Below are 18,548 nucleotides of genomic sequence, written 5' to 3' on the forward strand. Positions count from 1 at the left end.
CATGAAGGACACAGTAGCTGCCGTGAGGAATGAGGAGGAACTGCAAGTAGTGTGACAAACTGCGAAGCGTAGCGAAGCACCTGAAAGGCATTGCCAGCTTTGCCAATACCATAAAAGTATATAAACAGATTTATTGGCAATGCTGCAATGGTTTGGCACATCTGCCTGCTGACGACGAAATGACGAACACCTATTTACCTTGCAGCGTGGGTCAAGTTGATGTGAGAATTATTGGTGTTGGGATTTATCCAGAAGCTGAACTGAAGCCGAGCAGAAAGCAAATGCCATAAGGAACGAATGGCTTTTGCTGTGGGAAGCCGAAGGTGGCTAATGGGTTGCCTTGGTTGTTGACTTAGCTACCGTAGGCGGGGCTAAATCTGCTCAATAGAATTGCTGGAAGTACAAGTGAGTGACACAACAGAAGCTGAATAAAGAGCAGAAGCTGATAACAAAAATCACAAATTTACTTTGATGCCTTATCTGCTAAAATCTTGATGTCGCTTACTTCTACTACTTTTTTTTCGTAACCGTTTTGTGCGGCATAAATCATTGCTTGTCCTAACTGCCTCACCGTGTTAGCGGTATTTGGAAATACCGTATTGAATGCAGGATAAAGCCATGAAAGGAATTTGTTCATTTTGGAAAGGTTCTTTTGACCCTCCGTGTATTTCATAGCACCTGGACGAAAAGCAAATACTTGCTTGAATGGCAGTTTCATTAGATCATTTTCTGTCTTGCCTTTTACCCGTGCCCACATCAGTCTTCCTTTTTCACTGCTGTCTGTACCTGCTCCACTGATATAAGCAAAAGTCATTTGGGACTTAGGATTTAAGGCTTTGGCAAAGGCTAAGGTTGTGTCATAAGTAATCCTTGCGTATTCTGATTCTTTCATTCCTACGCTGCTAACTCCTGCACAAAAAAAACAGGCATCGTAACCTGTAAGGTTCTCATCGTTTTCCTTTAGCGAAAGAAAATCTGGTACAATGTATTCTTTCAGCTTTGGATGTTTAATGCCTATGAGTTTGCGGCTTACACTTAATACTTCCGTTATTTGTTGATTGGCTAAACATTCTAACAAAACTCCTTCGCCTACCATACCTGTTGTTCCTGTGATAATGACTTTCATATACAACTATTCAACTTTAATTTCGTTTTCCTGCATATACTGGAAACCTGCTATGCTCTCCATAATCTCCAATCTGCTTCATGTTTTTCAATAATTCCATGTCTTCTTCAGAGATATTAAAATCCACTTCTGCATTTGTTTTCATGTGTTGTGGATTAGCCGTCTTGGGTAATGGAAGCAAGTCAAGTTGCAAACAGTAGCGAATAGCCAATTGCGAAAGGGAAACATTGTATTTATATGCTATCGCTTTTATTTCCTGGTTCTTGAAAAGTTCTCCGTGCCCAAATGGTGAATATGCTTCTACAAGAATGCCTTTATCCTGACAGTATTTAATCAATTCTTTCGGCGTATTACTTATGTGTGCTAATATTTGGTTTACCATTGGTTTTACAGAACATGAACTAAGGAGGTTGTCTATATCCCTTTCTTCAAAGTTTGATACACCAATAGAACGAAGTTTGCCAGCTTTATAGGCTTCTTCCAAAGCTCTCCATGCTTCACGGTTACCTTCAAAGTAACGTTCACTTTCAAGAAATTTTGCCCAGGGTTTGGGACTGTGAATAATCATTAAGTCAATGTAGTCAAGTCCCAACTTTTTTAGAGAACTTTCTATCGATGCAACAGCTTCTTTATACGACTTCACTTCGGCGGCAAGCTTTGTGGTCACAAACAGTTCATCTCTTTTTAAACCACATGCTTTAATTCCTTCACCCACGCCATGTTCATTTCCGTATGCCTGTGCTGTATCAATATGGCGATAACCAATTCTTGTCGCCGCCTCCACTGCTTCTACAACATCTTTATCATTTATAAACCAGGTTCCAAGACCAAGTTTTGGAATTTCAACGCCATTGGATAGCGTAAACTTTTCTTCTAAAATCATATTTCAATATTTTATGCTTTTTCAGTTATTCTAATTCAAACGAGACGTTTACATTACCTGCTCCAAGGGCAGCAACAAGCCCTTTAACGTCATCAATGCGACCGAGGTTTGTATAACTGTAAGCCGTAGAAAATGTTTTGTAAAACAGCACTAACGTTGAAGAACCGTATAACATTAAGTCTCCATTTTGAATGGTTCCCGGATTGGATGCATTAGTAGGTAGATTGCGGGACAAATCAACATACTTTTCATTGCCGTTTAACTCAATCATGCTTACGGTTAACGGCAAGAGAGATTTGAACGCTGTTGCTGTTGCGTTGTTATACAGTGTTGCTGTAAAAGTGCTGTTCCCGATTTTGATTTTCATTTTACTACCTGTTGGATTTGTGTTGTTGTTGCTTTCTGATGTGACGGTATTTTTAGTACAGGATGCACAGCTACCAAGCAATACTGCCATAAAAACAAGAAAGAGTAGTCGTTTCATTCTTTACAATTTGATGTAATAGTGCTGCTAAATTTCGTTCTTTGATAAAATACTACTTGCTGTTGTACTCGTCATCCGTTACAGGTTTCAACCAATTCACCACGCCCTTTTCTGTATTTACATTGATGGCAATATGCGTAAAGCTGCTTGTAGGCGAAGCACCATGCCAATGCTCTATACCCGGCTGTATTTTAACTACATCACCTGCATGAAGTGTTTGAATAGGCTTTCCCTTTTCCTGGTAATATCCTACCCCATCTGTGCAAATCAGAATTTGACCGGCAGGATGCGTATGCCAATAGTTTCTTGCACCAGGCTCAAACACAACATCGCTAATGATGGTTGTTAAAGTATCATCGTTTGCGACAAGTGTTTTTACCCATGCAGTGCCTGTAAAGTTTTGGGTTGCTTTTTCTCCTTTTGGAAAAATGCCTGATGTATTTTGATTTTCTTTCGTGTTCATTGGTTGAGCTTTTAATGTGATTTGAAATAGAAATGCAAATAAAACTGCTGCAATTCTTAGTCCTGTTTTTTTCATATTCTTATTTTAAGTTCTTTGTAAAGAAGTCTACCAATTTGCCAAACGGAATAATATCTACTTTGTCGTATAAATCCGTATGCACTGCATTTGGAATAATAATTAACTCCCTGGGCTCCGCTGCTGCTTTATAAGCATCTTCGCTGAAATACCGGGAGTGTGCTTTTTCACCGGCTATAAGAAGTATAGGTCTTGGAGATATTTCTTTAATGTAGGTGAGTATTGGCATATTCATAAGGGACAGTGAACTGGTCATTGTCCATGCACCATTGGAATTAATAGATCTTGGGTGAAATCCTCTTGGTGTTTTATAATAATCAAAATAGTTTTTTACAAATTGTGGTTCATTACCCTGTAGTTTATCTGGTAAATTATTGGTAGACAGGGCAGGTATCTGCTGCTGTGCATCCTGCCAACGTTGTACCGATAATTGCTCTAAAGCTTTAGTTCGTTGTTCGGTTGTTACCACATCATCATAACCCTTTGATGTAACACGGCACATGTCATACATACTTGTAGTAGCAACGGCTTTTACCCGTTTATCAACCGCTGTTGCATTTAACGCAAAGCCAGCAAAACCACAAATGCCAATGATGCCAATTCTGTTTCTGTCAACATTCTTTTGCACGCCCAAAAAATCTACCGCTGCACTAAAATCTTCTGTATTGATCTCGGGTGAAGCTATATTTCTTGGTTCGCCACCGCTTTCACCGGTGTAAGATGGATCGAAAGCAATGGCAATAAAGCCCCGTTCTGCCATCTGGTTTGCATAGAGCCCTGAAGATTGTTCTTTTACTGCACCAAAAGGACCACTGATAGCAAGGGCTGGCAATTGATTATTACTGCTATTCTTTGGAGTGTACAAATCACCTGTTAATTTAATGCCATAACGGTTTTTAAATATTACTTTTTGCCTTGTTACTTTATCACTTAATTGAAAAGTATAATGGTCTGTTGTATCTACTTTGTTCATCTTATTTGTGTTTACACTTTTTGAAGTTTGTGAGTAAACTTGTCCTATCATCAATAGAGAGAAAACAAATCCCAATGCTATGTTTTTCATATATCTGGTTATTTAATTTCTTTAATAATTTTTGCCGGTATTCCTCCAACAATTGTATCCGCCGGAACATCTTTTGAAACCACCGCACCTGCCGCAACAACAGCGTTTTCACCAATAGTTACCCCTGGCAATATTGTTGCACCTGCACCAATCCATGCATTTTTTTTGATGTGAACGTGACCGGGAACAAGAGAATGTCTGTCGCCTGGGGAAACCGGATGCCCTTCTGATAACAGGCTGACTTTTGGGGCAATCAACACATTGTCTTCAATAGTAATGCCGCCTAAGTCAAGGAAAACACAATCAAAGTTTATAAATACATTTTTGCCGATTTTGGTATGCTTACCATAATTAATATACAAAGGGGTAAATACGGCAACGCTTTCGTCAATTTCAGAACCTGTTACCTGGCTCAATAATTCTCTGATTTCTGCCGGATCATCAGCATTATTCATTTTAACCAATAACTTTTTTGTTGCATAAGAAGCATCCCGCATTTTAAAAGCTTCCGGATCGTTGGATAGAATGGTTTCGCCGTTCAATAACCGTTCAAAAATGTCTTTGGTATGGTGATCTGATTGCATACCACAAAGGTCTTACATTAAATATTCCGGGAATAAAGATTATCAAACCGATAATTAAGAATTTCAAACTTCCTGCAATCTTAACGATTTCGGGTTAGTACCGGTAATTCTTTTGAAGAAGTTATTAAAGTAGGTAGGATATTCAAAACCAAGTGCATAAGCTATTTCGGCAATATTCCAGCCGGTGTGGTGGAGCAAAGCTTTTGCCTCAGTTACTACTCTTTCGGTGATATGTGTGGTTGTGGATTTGCCCGTAACTTCTTTTACGGCACGATTAAGATAATTAACATGAACGTTCAGATTATTTGCATAATCCTGTGCTGTTTTTAATTGCAAAGGTTTATCAGCACTCTCCACCGGAAATTGCCTTTCGAGCAATTCAAGAAATACGGAAGTAAGGCGTGAAGCTGCATTTTTGTTCTGCTCATATTGTTCTGAAGGCTGCAGCTTTAATGCTTCATGAATAATGAGGTTGATATAGTTGCGTATAAGATCATCTTTGTATGCATAATCTGAACTTTGCTCTTCTATCATCTTTATAAAGATACTATTCAGGAAATGCCGCTGCTGTTCAGTTATCTTTAAAATAGGTGTACCACCGATTTTAAATAAAGGAGAATGTTGCAGGCTTTCACTACGATCGGAGGCTTTAAAAAAATCTTCGGAAAACAGGCAGGTATATCCTACATAAGTGGTTGAAATAGTTTCCCAGGAATAAGGGATGTGAGGGTTGCCAAAAAACAAAATTGTTCCTTCCTGTTCAAAACTTCTGTCCGCATAATGGATTTTACTTTTTCCTGTAGTTAAACATATTTTGTAGAAGTCCTTCCGGCTGTATGTCTTTGTAGCATTGCCATCAGCTTCTATTTGAAACACATTAAAGCCCTTCAACTTTAGTTCATTGTTGAACTCTGACACTGAACGCATTATTTTGTTTTCCATAAGGCAAAGTTAAGAAAATCAAATAATATTGATAAAAGCCCCTACCAAGGGGGCTCACATGAGGAAGTGAAAGAATAGCCTAACTGCGATGAAAATACAAATACACCGGGTGAAACAAACCAGCAGGAAACCCAAATGCTACCTACAAGCCAACGCTGAACAAGAACTGACATAACGATACATTTAATAATGAAAAAATAAAATGACGCTATGCCGCAATTGCCGCCGTTCCCAAGCCAAAAGGAAACGGAATAAATGATGGCTTTGTGTGTTGGGATTGTGTTTATGCCGTAGTCTTTTGGCTGCCGGGCTTTAGAATAGCCGGGCTTTGTAGTGATGCCGGGGCGGCAATTAACTTTGCGGACAATTTTGTTTGCTATCTCCTGAAACGACTTCTTCTTTTATATTGACCGAACAAAGATTTTCGAAATAGAAATATTGAACCAAGAAAAATTAATCCAGCGATCAGCCAATTGTGATTATCTGAATTAGAAACTTCCTCGATGTAAACTTTATCTTCATTCCATTGAATAAAGCTTTTGTTTTCTTTGTCTTGTAGCACTGCGTATTTGATTTGATCAGGTTGTGCAGACAACAATAAAGGGTCGCTTAAATCTATCCTTATACAGTTTATTTTGTTGGAGCGATAATGAAGTTTTTTATCAGTGGTTAAATCGTGATGTACAACAATTTCAAAATGCAGTTCTTCATTATTGTATGTTGCACTTACATCTGAACGGTATTTATCAATAACAGTTTCTAAAACTGGTTCTGTGTAATTTATTGTCTTCTTCTTTGAATTGACATATCTGTTTTGATACAAAAGGAACTTTGCAAACTGATGCAAGGCTGTTTCGTTATTACCGATACAAGTTGATTTATCAGAGTGCCGAAAATACCAATCCCTTTGTCCCTGCACTGCTTCCAATTTCTGTTCACACTGATAGCAAATACAATTACAAGCCAAACCATTCTTTGCATTTCGTACATGTAATGGTAAACCTGTTTCGTTACTCTTGCCTATAATAAAAACTGCACTCACTTGATTACATCCCAATTGTTCAGGTAATATTTCATTTCATGATTACGGTTCCCTAAATAAATTTTATCGTCACGTATATCTATTTTAACCCGATACTTTTTGTATGACTGTACATAGATGATTGCTTTTTCTGCAACCTTCTTTTCCATTTCGTGCAATGGTATAATCAGGAATTGTGTTTGCGTTTTTCCCTTCAGGATAAAGACGTAAAACGTGTTTCCTGCATAATCTTTTTCAAAGGATATTTTACGAACATCAAAATTGTAGGTTTCGTAGGTATTTGCGTTGGCTGTTTTTACCTGTATCGAAAACAATTTATTGTTTTTGGTTGCTATAATATCCATACCCGAATCAACACTCATAATGCTTGCATTGTAACCTCTAAATAACAACTCTGAACAAACCAAATGTTCGCCTGCCTTGCCTGTAAAACCTGTTTCCAAAATAATCTTTTCTTCTTCTTCAGCTTCCTCTTCCAATACTTTCTTTTGCTTCTTTGGCTCCAATACTTTCTTATTGGGATTTATGCCAAAAGTGGATGGTGCGGTTTTTATAAAATCTGAACCTTCACCTTTTTTATTAATGTCAGTAATGAGCTGTGCATTCATGCTTGCATCGGGTGTAGCACCTTCTGTTTCTAAAATGCCTTTATCCAAAGCAAGCTTTGTGATTTCTTTGTAATGAAGAGGCTTGCCAACTTCCGTTAATATTTGAATTGCAGCAGTTCTGAATTTATTCATGTTGATTATTTGGAAAGTGCTGAATAAAGCTGTGTGATAAGAGTTCTTAATAAGTTTGTCAATGGCTCTAAAAGCAATCGTTGATACTCCTGATAATCTTTACTTCCATGAACCAAATTACATCTCACTAAATAGATAACTTGCAATATTGCTTTGGCTTTTATATCTGCATTTGCAGATCGCACGTTTTGCAGGATTTCCAAATCAGCGTTTCTATCCCGCTGTCCGTTTCGTATTTTAATGTAAAACACTTCCTGATCTATTAACCTGTCAATAGCTTCAATATCGTTATCTAAATTATTAGCATGATAGTTAGCCAAGATATTTACACCACCTAAATATTGAACAACAATTTCTGTTGCTCCGTTACTATCATTTATTTTTCCTTTATAAGGATTACCTTTTGCAATCAAAGCATCTGGAACCTGATTGTATAATTTATTGTACACTGTAAATAAATCTCTATATCTCTCATAAACATCTGAAAGATTATCTCCTTTATTTGCTTCAATCTTTGCATTCCAGTTTTGGCAAAACTCAATTATTTCCTGATCTAACATTTGTAGTCAATTTTATTTATAAAAACCAAAGACTATTTATTGAATTATCCGGCAAATCTGCATGTTCCATGTATGGCGCTATTTCAGCAATGATCTCCGGGTATTTTACTGTTACGGGTAAATTCTGTTGTGCAAGACTTTTGAAATACATCCTGCTGAATTGGTACACCTGTTCAATTATTTCCCTGATGGTTTGTGCATTTTCCAAGTGCTTTTCCATATTGCAATTAATGGAAAGTTTTATCGGAAAGGGATAGCCATCGTTAATGCTAAATGTTTCATTTGGGTAACGGCTGTTATTGAATAGCAAATATTTGTTCTTGCCGATATTGATGAATGTGCCGCTGTAAGGCATCCATTTGCCAGCCCAGGCAGCATCATAAGCAATGATGTCTTTTGCTTCTGTTTTATTTACGTGAACAACAAATACAGGTATTGGATTCTGTAGCTGCAGTTGTGCCAATGCAGCTTCAACCGGTGCTATTTCTTCGTTGGTCATTTTCTCTTTGTAAAAGTGTATTACCAACCTTTCAGGATTGCCATATTTAGCTGCAAACTCTTTTACTTTTACTGCAATGCTGCCTGCCATTACATCCGTTTCGTGGCGAAGGAAATAAGCAAACTCATTGAAGTGACCTGTATTGTCAAAACAAAAGGCACTGCTTAAATACTGCACACCATCGGGATGGCGAAATGCACCAATGCCTATCACCAAAGATTCTTTTGCAGTAGTAACCAATTGCCAGGGAACACCTCCCAGCTTTGCCAGTATTGCCACTGACATATTAGTGAGACTCCATTTAAAACCATCATTGGGAGCCTGTACTGTTTCGGGTTCTACAAACTGGCAAGCAATGTTTCTGCGAAGCAACATTTCCTTTACCCGTACATAAATTCTTACCTCCTGCCTCCGTGTTTCTTCTCTTGTGAATGGTGTAACATAAATAGCCAGGTATTTGATTGCAGGGTTATTGAATGCTGTTTTATTAAAAAAGTTTTGAATCTCCGGCAAAGGATTGTTCCTTTCTTTGAAGCAAATATTCATTGCTGTATCAGGGTGAAACAAGATGCCTGCATACTGTGTTAATCCTTTGTAATGCCCCAAGCCTTTATCGAGGTAAGTCTTCAGCATATCTTTTACCGGCTGATCATCTTCATGGTAAATAAAAAACAAATGCACATTGTTGTGCGGACATGGTAAAAATGCTCTTTTGTATGGAAATTCCTTTTTGGGTGTACGACCTTTATTTGGCTTGCTAAATGCCAACTCATTACTTGCATCATTTACATGGTCTATTAAATGATCGGCTACCTGCAAGAAGCCGCTTTCATGCAAAGGGATGTATTGCTTAAATTCTTCCTTGTTTAAAAAGTAATCGTAAAAAATATCCAATACTTCTTTGTAGGTTTTGTATTTGTTTTCCTTAATGATTTCAGGGACCGGGAGGTTTAATGCTTTGCCTAAATCAAAATTCAGTACCGGATATGTTTTTCTATACTCAGGATGTTCATGCTGTGTTAACTCCTCATAAAAGTATAGTTCGTTGTGCTTAATTACCTTTTTGAAATTTGCCGGTGCTACTGTTCTTATTAATTCAGCTACACTGGTATTGTAAAGCCTTGACTTGCCATTGTAGGACAATAATAACTCCGGATGATTGCTTACTTCCTGAAACTGTATTTTTAAAGAGAACTTGTGATAAACAGTAATTTGTTTTGTTGATAGTTTTGTAGCCTTTACCCAAACCTGATTTTGCCCAATGAAACCTGTGCGTACCAGTTGTTCTTTTTCCTTACGGAAATAATATCTTATCTGCCGGTTATAGTATTTGCGAAGTAAATCCTGGTTCTCTGTTTTAAAATCTATACTTAAAGCGGTAAAACCTTCTTTGGCATAATCAAATGTGGTGTAAATAAATTCTGTGTTATCGGAAAGAATGCCGGGGAATATGGTTTCAATATCATTGGGGAATAAGGTACGGTGCAGCCTGTTAGATTTCTTTGTTTCTTCCAAACTAAAATAAAAGGTTTTTTCCTCCGCAGGAAGATCAAAAGGGATGATATTGAAGTATAGGGTTTGGTTAGCCATAAGGTTATATCCAGTTTAATATTATAAGCCCTTTTGCAAATCTATTAAGCACTTTATCAACTACATTCTCATTATTATACATAGCTTCAAGCTGTTCTCTATTACCGGCAGCATCAAAAGCTGCATCTGATATTTCTCTCGCTTTTACCAGTAAGTATTGCCGTAAATCTTCTAAGGAATTAAATCTGTATTCAGGATTGCCAGCTTGCCAATGATCATGAATAACAACTTCGTTATTATATTCGTTAAACTCCCCCGCTGAAAGCAAATCGTCTAAATTGTCATAAGCAAATATTTCAGCATCGTTTACATCATTTAGCAGCGATACTTCCTGTATTTCCCTTGCCCAAAACTCCTGAATGAAACGAAGCAACTCTGTTCTTGCTCTTGTATAATTAGCATCTGTCCGGTTTGGTATTTGCCTGTTGTGAGCAATGCAATTGCGAACGCTTTCTATTGGATCGAGTGTTGCCCTTACTGCTTGCAGGAAATCTACATGATGCTCAACTGTGATACCTCTCGAATTAAGATGTGCCCTCAATTCTTCGTATTGCTCTTTTGTTTGTATTAACGGTATTAATTCTTTTATCAATACATCTTTTGGCTTCTCAAATTTTAAGTAACCGCTAAAAGTCAAATAGAAAAATTTATTTTCTAAGCGTTTGTCTAATTCATCGGGTTTGGGTTCCTCAACTCCTGCGGTTTTAGCATCAAACTCTTCAAACAAATCATTTCCAGTAACGCTGTATTTATTATAGAAAATATATGAAAACACCTCCCTCATCTTCATCTCCATTTCTGCCAATTCAAGATAATATTTTACATATTGATCTGCCCTTATTTCATCTACATATTTTAGCAACTTATGAAAACCATCAGTTGCTTTTAAACGGTTCTTAAGCCCTTCTAAAAAATCATCGTACTTGCTGAAATCATATTGATCTGTATCTACATCAATTTCAAAACTGGTAAAGTTTACACCTGTTTGCAATGGCTTATTCAGGGTAAGTGAAATAAAATCCATTGCAGAACGCAGGTCAATTTGCATAAGCAAATCATCCTGCATGGTAAGATGCAAAGCATTACCGATAATCTTTAAAGGATTGTCCTGGTAGTTGTGCAATATTTGAAAACTTACTTTCATATTAACTTAAAATAAGAGCTTCTATCTCTTGTTTTGCTTTTTCCAAATCTTGTTTCGCTTCTGCCTTTAATGCTTCTGCCTTATCAATAAAGGCTTTTATATCAACTACGATTTGCTGTTGTACTTCAGGGCTTGGAATAGGAATAAATATTTTCTTCAGTTCTTCTGTTGTAATAGCAGGATAGCTGCCACCACTTGAACGTTGCAACATTTGCTGTAAGCAAATTTGTGTACGCAAAATGTAAAACAGGTATTCTTTGCTAATATCTGCTCTCAACAATTTTCGTAATACTGCAAAGCCAGTTGAAGCAATAAAACCATTCTGTTGCTCATTAATAAAAGCAATTGCTCCTCGGTGTGGTCTTGTAGAGGAAACAATAATGTCATTAGTTCTTATCACCATTCGTGCCCTACTTGGGGCTTCGCTAATGGGAATGTAACTGATATTTTGAATTTTGCCACTAGTAAGGTCTATTTCGCTTATTTCTATGTAAGGAAACTCATTTTCAAAACCATCTTTCTGGTTCCATGTTTCATTTGAAAACTCTACTACATCGCCTAACTGAGCATGATTGATTTGGCGGATATTATCAATTAAATCCTTGAAGCCAGGTAAATAGAAATGTGGGTCAATACGGTTTTCAAGCTCTGATATCTTAGTAACAAATGTTTTCTTATCAACTATTTCCGGAAACTCAAAGCCTATCAATTTAGCTATTGTAAAATCCACTTTGTGGATCATTGTTGCTGCTTCCGAAAGTTTACCATTATACTGAGTAGTTGCTGCAAAAATGTCTGCCTGAATTTTGGATTGAGTTTCAGTTGACAGTATTGGTAAAACTATTGCATCAATATTTTCCCTGCTAATGACTGGTTTTCCAGAGCCTTTTAAGCCTTTAAAGAAAAGGTTTCTGCCGATGTAAGTGCTTAGATATGTGGCAACATAATATGGATTGATACCTGGCTTTAGTTTTATCCTAATTACATTATCACTAAAAGCACTATTGGCTTCATTTTCACTAATAACACAACAATCTCCAACACCAACACCAACTCTTACGAATAATAAGTCACCATTTTGTGTCTTTTTTATGTTAGTTGTATCAGCTACATAGGAAACATCTTCAAGTGTTGGAAATATCATTCTTACATTTTGAGTTCTCAGGTATGGAATACCCTCATCCGTTTGAGGTAAGTTCTTCCCGGTATCAAATGAAATAATGTAATTGGATAGATAATCTAGTTGACTTGATGCTTGTTTTAATTTTTCCTCTAACTGTTTATATAAAGGATGGTGAAAAATTGGATCCAATCTACCTTCAATTTCGCCCCGGTTGGTGATAAACACTTTATCCTTCCAATCGGGGCTTATACGAAAAAATCAGGTGCAGCTTGAAATTGTCTGTACTGCTCTAAAATATCGGGTAGTTCGTTAGCATCATCTCTACCGGTAGCATCATAACCAATTTTCTCTGCCATTGCCATAAAGATGGGATAGTCTTCTACTACTTCATCTTTTGCTTTTTTACGGGCAAACACCAAACTGCTTTTTACACCTGCACCAAAATGGCTGAATGCAAATTGTGGTAATGAAATGATAGCAGTAATAACGCAGCGTTCCAGCAAAACTTCTCTCACATACTGCAATGATGAATTGGTTAAAATGCCATCGGGCAATACCAAACCCATTCTCCCCTCGCCAGGCTTTAAGAAATCAATACACCTTTCAATAAAAAGTATTTCAGTTTTTTGGTTTTGTCTGCCTTCGCCTAACTTGTATTGGTCTAAATATTTTTTTTCTTTTTCTGCACTTTTTACAACTGCACCAAATGGGGGATTTGCTAACAACAAAGAGAACCTGTCTTTAGTAAAACCTTTATGAAGTTCTTTTATATCTTTTAAGAAAGTAAGGCTGTCTGTGCTAATTACATTTGTATGCCCATCATCATGAATAATCATATTCATTTTGCAGATACGAGCAATCTGGTCGTTAATCTCAATTCCATATAAATTCTTCTTGGCAAAGTTGTGCCAGATATCGTAGGCTTCCTGTTCATCATAATCCTTTTCTGCGTCGTGCCTTACTGTATCTAACACCGAAAGCAAGAAACCACCGCTGCCGCATGATGGGTCTATTACTAAATCATCATGCATTGGCTGCAATAACTTTACTGCAAAATCAATGATGGGTCTTGGTGTAAAAAACTGTCCCATTTTCCCTTTGAAATAATCTACCATGAACTTTTCAAAGGCTACACCTTTTGTGTCAAGGTCAGTCTTATTCAATGCTAATCCCTGCAAGTGTTCGACTACGCTATAAATAACTTTTGGTTCTAAGCGTATATCTTCTTTAAACACTTCTTCGTCCTGCTTCTTTGCCTCCTGGTATATTTCATCAATGCGTTCTGCTACTTCGGATGCTGTTTCGTGTGTACCACACTGGAAGCGATAGGGCTGCCCTTTTTTGGTTCCATCTTTTTCATCCTTCATTTTACAGAAAAGCAGTTTTGAAACTTCATCAAAAGCTGTTGTTGGCGCTAACTTACCGCCTTGCCAAACGGTATCGTGACATTTTTCCAATGCACTAATTAAATCATCACGAGAAACTGTTTTAAGGTCCTTAGCTTTATCACCTTTGATAAATTTATATTTTGGAGCTTTACCATACTTGACAGGAATATCTGCAATTACATTACGTTCTCGTTCGCTTGGCTTAAAACCTGCTGCATCGAAAGCTGTTCGTGTATTACCGGCAACAACAGCTGCGTATTTAGCCCGCATACTATTTGCGTTGCCAAAGGTTTGTTCTATCGCCTGCTTGTACTCAGCATCAGTAATACCTTCTTTTTTGCATTCTACAACGAGATATGAACTAAGGCATTCATCATCTTCGTAAACAATAATATCTGCCCTATCTTCCGGTGTTCTTCTCGGTACAGTTACTTCAAGATTTATTCTTTTTACCGGATACTGATATGTAAGTACCAACTCGGAAAAGTAAGATGCCCTTACTTTTTCTTCCGGGTTTTTAAATGAAGTGCTATAATCTCTAAAGCAGTGATAAGTAATCTTGCTTTGGTCTGTATTGAGAGAGATTATACCAGCAGCCAACCCTTTGTTGATATTTTGTATCAATTCAGATTTTTTGCTATCCGCAGATGTATTAATTTCTTTTAATGCCATGAGTACAATTATTTAGTTATGATCTTGCAAAAGTTATTAAAGGTTTTATATCTCCGGCATCAGCAGCCCTGATAGCTGTTAGATAAGCTTTTCTTGTATCTCCCTGCTTTACCAGGTTTGCTGCACCCCATGTAAATACCGGTTGTTTAAAAATCTTTTCAATAATAATATCTGCCATCAAGCGGCTGTGCCTACCGTTTCCGTTTGCAAAGCAATGAATACTTACAATGCGGTGTTTAAACCGCACTGCCATTTCATCTGCACTGTAAGTAGTATTATCCAACCAGTATTTTGCATCATCCAACAAGCTTCTTAGTTCTATTGGTATCTGCCATTTATCAACCCCAATGTTTTTATTGGTTGTTCTAAAGTCGCCTGCCCATTGCCAAACATCGCTATACATTTTTTTGTGTACATCCCTTATAAATTCTTCCGTTAAAATTGTCTCAGCTTTGAATGAACGCCTTAATGTCCATGCAATAGCCTGTTCAATATTCTGCTGTTCAAATTCATCCAGTTCGCCACGGGTGGCAATTGCTTTTATGAGCAAACCTTCTTTCTCGTCTTCATCCAGCGGCGTTTGCCCGTCAAGATATTCCAGGTTTAATCCCATAGAGATTTTGGCATTTCATTTTTTATGGTAACGGCTCTTTCCTCAATGGCTTTTTCAATACGCTGTTTTGAATTTTCCTGGTCTTCCAGCTTCATTGTATTGGAGGTACGCAATACAATCTGCTTTGCCAGTTCTTTTGCCTTCCTGTCTATCAATGCCTCCAATGTACCATCATTCGGGATAAAGCCATAGACCAACTGCATGTCCATAGCTTTTGCCGTTTCTTTTAATGCTTTCAGTGTTATTGAGCCGTCCTGCTCCCTTTTTTCCATATCCTGCACACTCTGCTTGGTTATAGAAAGCCGGTTGCCTAACTGGAGCATGGACATGCCCAAGGCTGTACGGATGGCTTTAATCCAGCCGATAGGCGGGACTGCCACTTTCTGTAAACTACTGTATGCCAGTATTTTACTGTCAATTTGTTGTATTTGTAAGGACTTTTTAGCCACTTTAGTAAAGTTATATTCTGACAAATGATAAATAAAAGTAAAGATATAATCTTACAAAAACAAGAAAAAAGTAAGACTTTATCTTGACCGATTGCCGAAAAAAGAAATACTATAGCCTGACTAATTGCAGGATTGCAAAGTTTGCAAACAAGCAAACTAAAGCTTTTGATAATAGCCGGGCTTGGGTTTGGCAAGCAGGTTTGGGACGGCATGGTGTAACATGTCGTCAACAGAACGGGCAGCCAGTTTGTATTGTTTGCCTAACTGCACGGCTTCTGCTCTTGTAAATTCTTTTGGCAATGCTTCAAAGAATTTACGTTTGTGATCGGCAGCCTGGAAAGTGGTGTTGTCCTGTTGCTTTGGCAGGTTGTTAAACATTAAGATGCTGTGCTGGAGATAAATTTCTGCCAGTTGCAGGGCTGTATTAAAATCAATGTCTGTGCATTCAATCAGTTCTGCTACTTCTGCGTTTTCGAATTTTCTTACACTGGAAAAAAGCATTGCTATACGGTAAAGGATAAGCCCGAGCCGTTTTACAATACTGGCTGCATCTTTACCGGTGAACGTAGTAATATCCTGCAACCAGTTTGCACATTTATGATTGAGTTGCTGCCACTGGGTTTTTGAAAGCGTTATATTGGTTTCACCCATTTTCAAAAACTTTACCATCCTGTACACCTGCAAGGAAAGATTGCTAAAATGATCTGTGAGGTTTACCTGTGAGCCGTAAGGCGAAACATCTTTCCAGATTTGTTCTACTTCAAAAGCATAAAACAAGAAGCGGCTGAACAAGCCATCTTCGGCAGATGCAATCAACCCTGTTACCTGGCTCGGCGTGCCTGATAACGCAATGGATAAAGAAGGATTATTGACTTCTATAAATTCATTGTTTGTTTTTCGTGAACTGGATAAGCGTTCGTGATGAAAGGATTTGCGAAGCATATCTGAATAGCTCCCCCATTCCTGTTTGAATACATTGCCCAATGTGTCTGCCTCGGTTTCGCAAATGATGCCTGTTCCTTCGTTCTGCTCAAGGTGAGAAAGAATTTTTGCATAGCTGGTATTAGCCGGAATGAAAACCACTTTGAATTTTGGTTTTACGGGTGGTTCTTCATTCATGGTTTCACCTTTTTTGAGGGTACGAAAATTCTGCTTGTAGGCTGCATCCTGTTGCTGAAATTGTATATCCGCTTCCTTGCTTGCATTTAATACCTGTGTATGGTACTCGTCGGCTAATTGCTTTGCAAACTTCAATGCTCCTTTGCCACTTGCCGCCGGTGCAATGGCGAATGTGAAAAGATTAGGGTATACTTCCTGCTGTGCATAGATACCTTTTACATTTGGCAGGCAGCCGCTGAGAATACCCAAGGCTCCCGTAAGGAAAACATCTCTTTCCCTGGCATCGGTAAAAGCTAAAGCACCCTGCTTAATAATATCAGGCATCTGGTGATACAATTCTTCAGGAATTGCCGGAGTGTTTTTCAGATAATCTTCTGCGTTGTGTTCGGTGCTTTGTTGCAGGTTTGCAATGTTTGCAACGGTTGCAAACTCGTGTACATGATGGTTATAAGCACTGTTTACGGCTGCTGTTACTTCTTTAGCATTAAGATCATAATGCTGTAAACATAGCTCCAAAGTGTTTTGCAATGGAATACCGGCACGGTTGCAGTTAGATGCCAGCAGGTAAATGTAATTATTACGATTGTTGGGTTCATACTGTGATTTTTGATTGGTGAAATTGATTTGCATTTCGAAGGCTAAGGCATATTCATTTGGTTCTTCAGTTTGAGTTTGCAAATGTTTTGTAGGTTGAGGCAGTATGCTTTCTTTTTGAATTATGCCGTTAGTAATTACTGGAAATTTTTCATTGCTGATGTTGCGGTATGTTTCAGGATCATAAGAAATAAAGCAAAGCCTTGTGATGTCCTTTCCTGAACGGTCAACGGGCAAGCATAAGTGCTGTTGGTAGTAATCTGCTACCTGATTGTAAGCCTGCTCATGATGTTCCTGTGTGCTGGTTACTTCAACCAATATTTTTAAACCGTTACCACCCGGGCTGCGAAAGCAGCAAAAAGTGTAAGGGATTGCGGCGGCTTTGTTAAAAGCCGCCTGCAATTCTTCTTCTTTTAATTTGTCGAGGTCGAGAATGATGAACTGGCTGTATTGTTGTAAGAATTCCAGTTTGCGACCTCCGGCAAATGTTGCTGATGGTGTAAAAGCCAGCAGTTGTTTTTTAAGTTTGTCCGCTTCTTCTTTTTTATCCTGCCGTATTAATGCCCTTACGTCTTCAACATCCTGTTTGTATTTACCTTCTTTGATGTGATTGGTAAGAATGATCAGTGATATATTTTCTATAGGATTATTGAACCCTTTAAAGATTGTAGCTGTTGCCATTTCCTAAGCGTTGAAATTGTGACCAAAAATTGTTTGTGTTACTTCCCGGGTTCAATGCGGTTCTTTTGTAAGAGCAGCATGATGTCGCCCATTTTGTAGTAGATTTTATTCCCTACCTGTGAGAATGCAATCAGCTTTTGGTCCCGCCATGCCTGGGCTGTACGTTTGCTGATATTCATTACCTGCAAGAACTCCTGGTTATCTACAAATACATCATCGGGATTTGCCTGCTTCATTTTGAGCATTGCTTCCATCCTCGTAAGGCGTTGGAGTATTTCCTGAAAATCTTCTTCTGAAAAAATGATGTGTGCCATGATTAAGCCCTCCCTTTTTTGATGATGTAATTGGTTGCCTGCTTTTCTATTTCATCGGTAGTCGTTTGCCGGTTGCGTTGCAACCATGCATCCAGCTCATGCCGGTTGAAATAAAGTTTCTTCCCTTGTGGACAGAAATGAGGGATCTGCCTTGTACTGGTTAATTTGTACAAATGGGATTGCGATAGCTCCAGATAGATACATGCTTCATTGAAATTGAGCACATCTTTCTGTACAATGTTCTGGCTTTCTATGAGCCTTTCGAGTTTGTCGAGACGTTTTAATATTTCGTCCATTTTTAAACGATTGAAAAAGTTATAAAATGGACTTCAGCGCTAAAGTCAACTCCGATTACCGAAGCTGAGTGCAAGTTTGTAAGAAGTGGCTGGTAGTGGGATTT

19 protein-coding genes are annotated in these 18,548 nt (G+C 38.1%); all 19 read right to left on the reverse strand.

What is annotated here, in order from left to right; translation table 11 throughout:
* Nucleotides 1-463: 463 nt before the first annotated feature.
* The 19 genes from DXN05_RS00910 to DXN05_RS01000 all read right to left on the reverse strand — a co-directional run bounded on the left by DXN05_RS00910 (nt 464) and on the right by DXN05_RS01000 (nt 18,444).
* Entirely contained in the window at nt 464-1,126 is a 663-nt protein-coding gene (locus tag DXN05_RS00910; protein WP_116845334.1) for a Rossmann-fold NAD(P)-binding domain-containing protein, read from the reverse strand.
* A 16-nt stretch (nt 1,127-1,142) separates the two neighbouring features.
* On the reverse strand, nt 1,143-2,009 hold the full coding sequence (locus tag DXN05_RS00915; RefSeq protein ID WP_116845335.1) for an aldo/keto reductase: 867 nt from the start codon (nt 2,007-2,009) through the stop codon (nt 1,143-1,145).
* Nucleotides 2,010-2,034: 25 nt separating this feature from the next.
* The gene (locus tag DXN05_RS00920; RefSeq protein WP_116845336.1) at nt 2,035-2,493 is read right to left on the reverse strand and encodes a cyclophilin-like fold protein; all 459 of its coding nucleotides are present in this window, start codon (nt 2,491-2,493) and stop codon (nt 2,035-2,037) included.
* A 52-nt stretch (nt 2,494-2,545) separates the two neighbouring features.
* Complete coding sequence (locus DXN05_RS00925) at nt 2,546-3,031, reverse strand: (R)-mandelonitrile lyase (protein ID WP_116845337.1); 486 nt, start codon at nt 3,029-3,031, stop codon at nt 2,546-2,548.
* 4 nt (nt 3,032-3,035) lie between these two features.
* A complete protein-coding gene (locus DXN05_RS00930) occupies nt 3,036-4,094 on the reverse strand; it encodes an alpha/beta hydrolase (RefSeq protein ID WP_116845338.1) in 1,059 nt (352 codons plus the stop codon).
* Between the two features lie 8 nt (nt 4,095-4,102).
* Nucleotides 4,103-4,678 (reverse strand): DapH/DapD/GlmU-related protein, encoded by a 576-nt coding sequence (locus DXN05_RS00935; protein WP_116845339.1) that lies wholly within the window; start codon nt 4,676-4,678, stop codon nt 4,103-4,105.
* A 63-nt stretch (nt 4,679-4,741) separates the two neighbouring features.
* Nucleotides 4,742-5,620 carry a helix-turn-helix domain-containing protein gene (locus tag DXN05_RS00940; protein ID WP_116845340.1) on the reverse strand — a complete coding sequence of 293 codons (879 nt, stop codon included), beginning with the start codon at nt 5,618-5,620 and terminating at the stop codon, nt 4,742-4,744.
* 376 nt (nt 5,621-5,996) lie between these two features.
* Nucleotides 5,997-6,662 carry a hypothetical protein gene (locus DXN05_RS00945; protein ID WP_147313804.1) on the reverse strand — a complete coding sequence of 222 codons (666 nt, stop codon included), beginning with the start codon at nt 6,660-6,662 and terminating at the stop codon, nt 5,997-5,999.
* Nucleotides 6,659-7,402, reverse strand: coding sequence for a winged helix-turn-helix domain-containing protein (locus DXN05_RS00950; protein ID WP_116845342.1), 744 nt, complete (start codon nt 7,400-7,402; stop codon nt 6,659-6,661). Before DXN05_RS00950 ends, DXN05_RS00945 begins: the two co-directional genes overlap by 4 nt.
* A gap of 5 nt (nt 7,403-7,407) precedes the next feature.
* A complete protein-coding gene (locus DXN05_RS00955) occupies nt 7,408-7,962 on the reverse strand; it encodes a hypothetical protein (protein ID WP_116845343.1) in 555 nt (184 codons plus the stop codon).
* A gap of 16 nt (nt 7,963-7,978) precedes the next feature.
* Entirely contained in the window at nt 7,979-10,051 is a 2,073-nt protein-coding gene (locus DXN05_RS00960; protein WP_116845344.1) for a Piwi domain-containing protein, read from the reverse strand.
* Between the two features lie 4 nt (nt 10,052-10,055).
* Nucleotides 10,056-11,195, reverse strand: coding sequence for a hypothetical protein (locus DXN05_RS00965; RefSeq protein ID WP_116845345.1), 1,140 nt, complete (start codon nt 11,193-11,195; stop codon nt 10,056-10,058).
* A gap of 1 nt (nt 11,196) precedes the next feature.
* A complete protein-coding gene (locus tag DXN05_RS00970; RefSeq protein WP_147313805.1) occupies nt 11,197-12,507 on the reverse strand; it encodes a restriction endonuclease subunit S in 1,311 nt (436 codons plus the stop codon).
* 56 nt (nt 12,508-12,563) lie between these two features.
* Entirely contained in the window at nt 12,564-14,378 is a 1,815-nt protein-coding gene (locus DXN05_RS00975) for a restriction endonuclease subunit M (RefSeq protein WP_116845347.1), read from the reverse strand.
* A gap of 16 nt (nt 14,379-14,394) precedes the next feature.
* On the reverse strand, nt 14,395-14,991 hold the full coding sequence (locus DXN05_RS00980) for a mobile mystery protein B (protein WP_116845348.1): 597 nt from the start codon (nt 14,989-14,991) through the stop codon (nt 14,395-14,397).
* Nucleotides 14,982-15,440, reverse strand: coding sequence for a mobile mystery protein A (locus tag DXN05_RS00985; RefSeq protein ID WP_116845349.1), 459 nt, complete (start codon nt 15,438-15,440; stop codon nt 14,982-14,984). Before DXN05_RS00985 ends, DXN05_RS00980 begins: the two co-directional genes overlap by 10 nt.
* Before the next feature lie 156 nt (nt 15,441-15,596).
* On the reverse strand, nt 15,597-17,834 hold the full coding sequence (locus DXN05_RS00990; protein WP_116845350.1) for a DUF3987 domain-containing protein: 2,238 nt from the start codon (nt 17,832-17,834) through the stop codon (nt 15,597-15,599).
* Between the two features lie 38 nt (nt 17,835-17,872).
* Nucleotides 17,873-18,148, reverse strand: coding sequence for a helix-turn-helix domain-containing protein (locus DXN05_RS00995; protein WP_116845351.1), 276 nt, complete (start codon nt 18,146-18,148; stop codon nt 17,873-17,875).
* Nucleotides 18,149-18,150: 2 nt separating this feature from the next.
* A complete protein-coding gene (locus tag DXN05_RS01000; RefSeq protein WP_116845352.1) occupies nt 18,151-18,444 on the reverse strand; it encodes a helix-turn-helix domain-containing protein in 294 nt (97 codons plus the stop codon).
* Between the last annotated feature and the right edge of the window lie 104 nt (nt 18,445-18,548).

It is taken from the genome of Deminuibacter soli (assembly GCF_003412455.1).
In the GTDB taxonomy this organism is placed as follows: domain Bacteria; phylum Bacteroidota; class Bacteroidia; order Chitinophagales; family Chitinophagaceae; genus Deminuibacter; species Deminuibacter soli.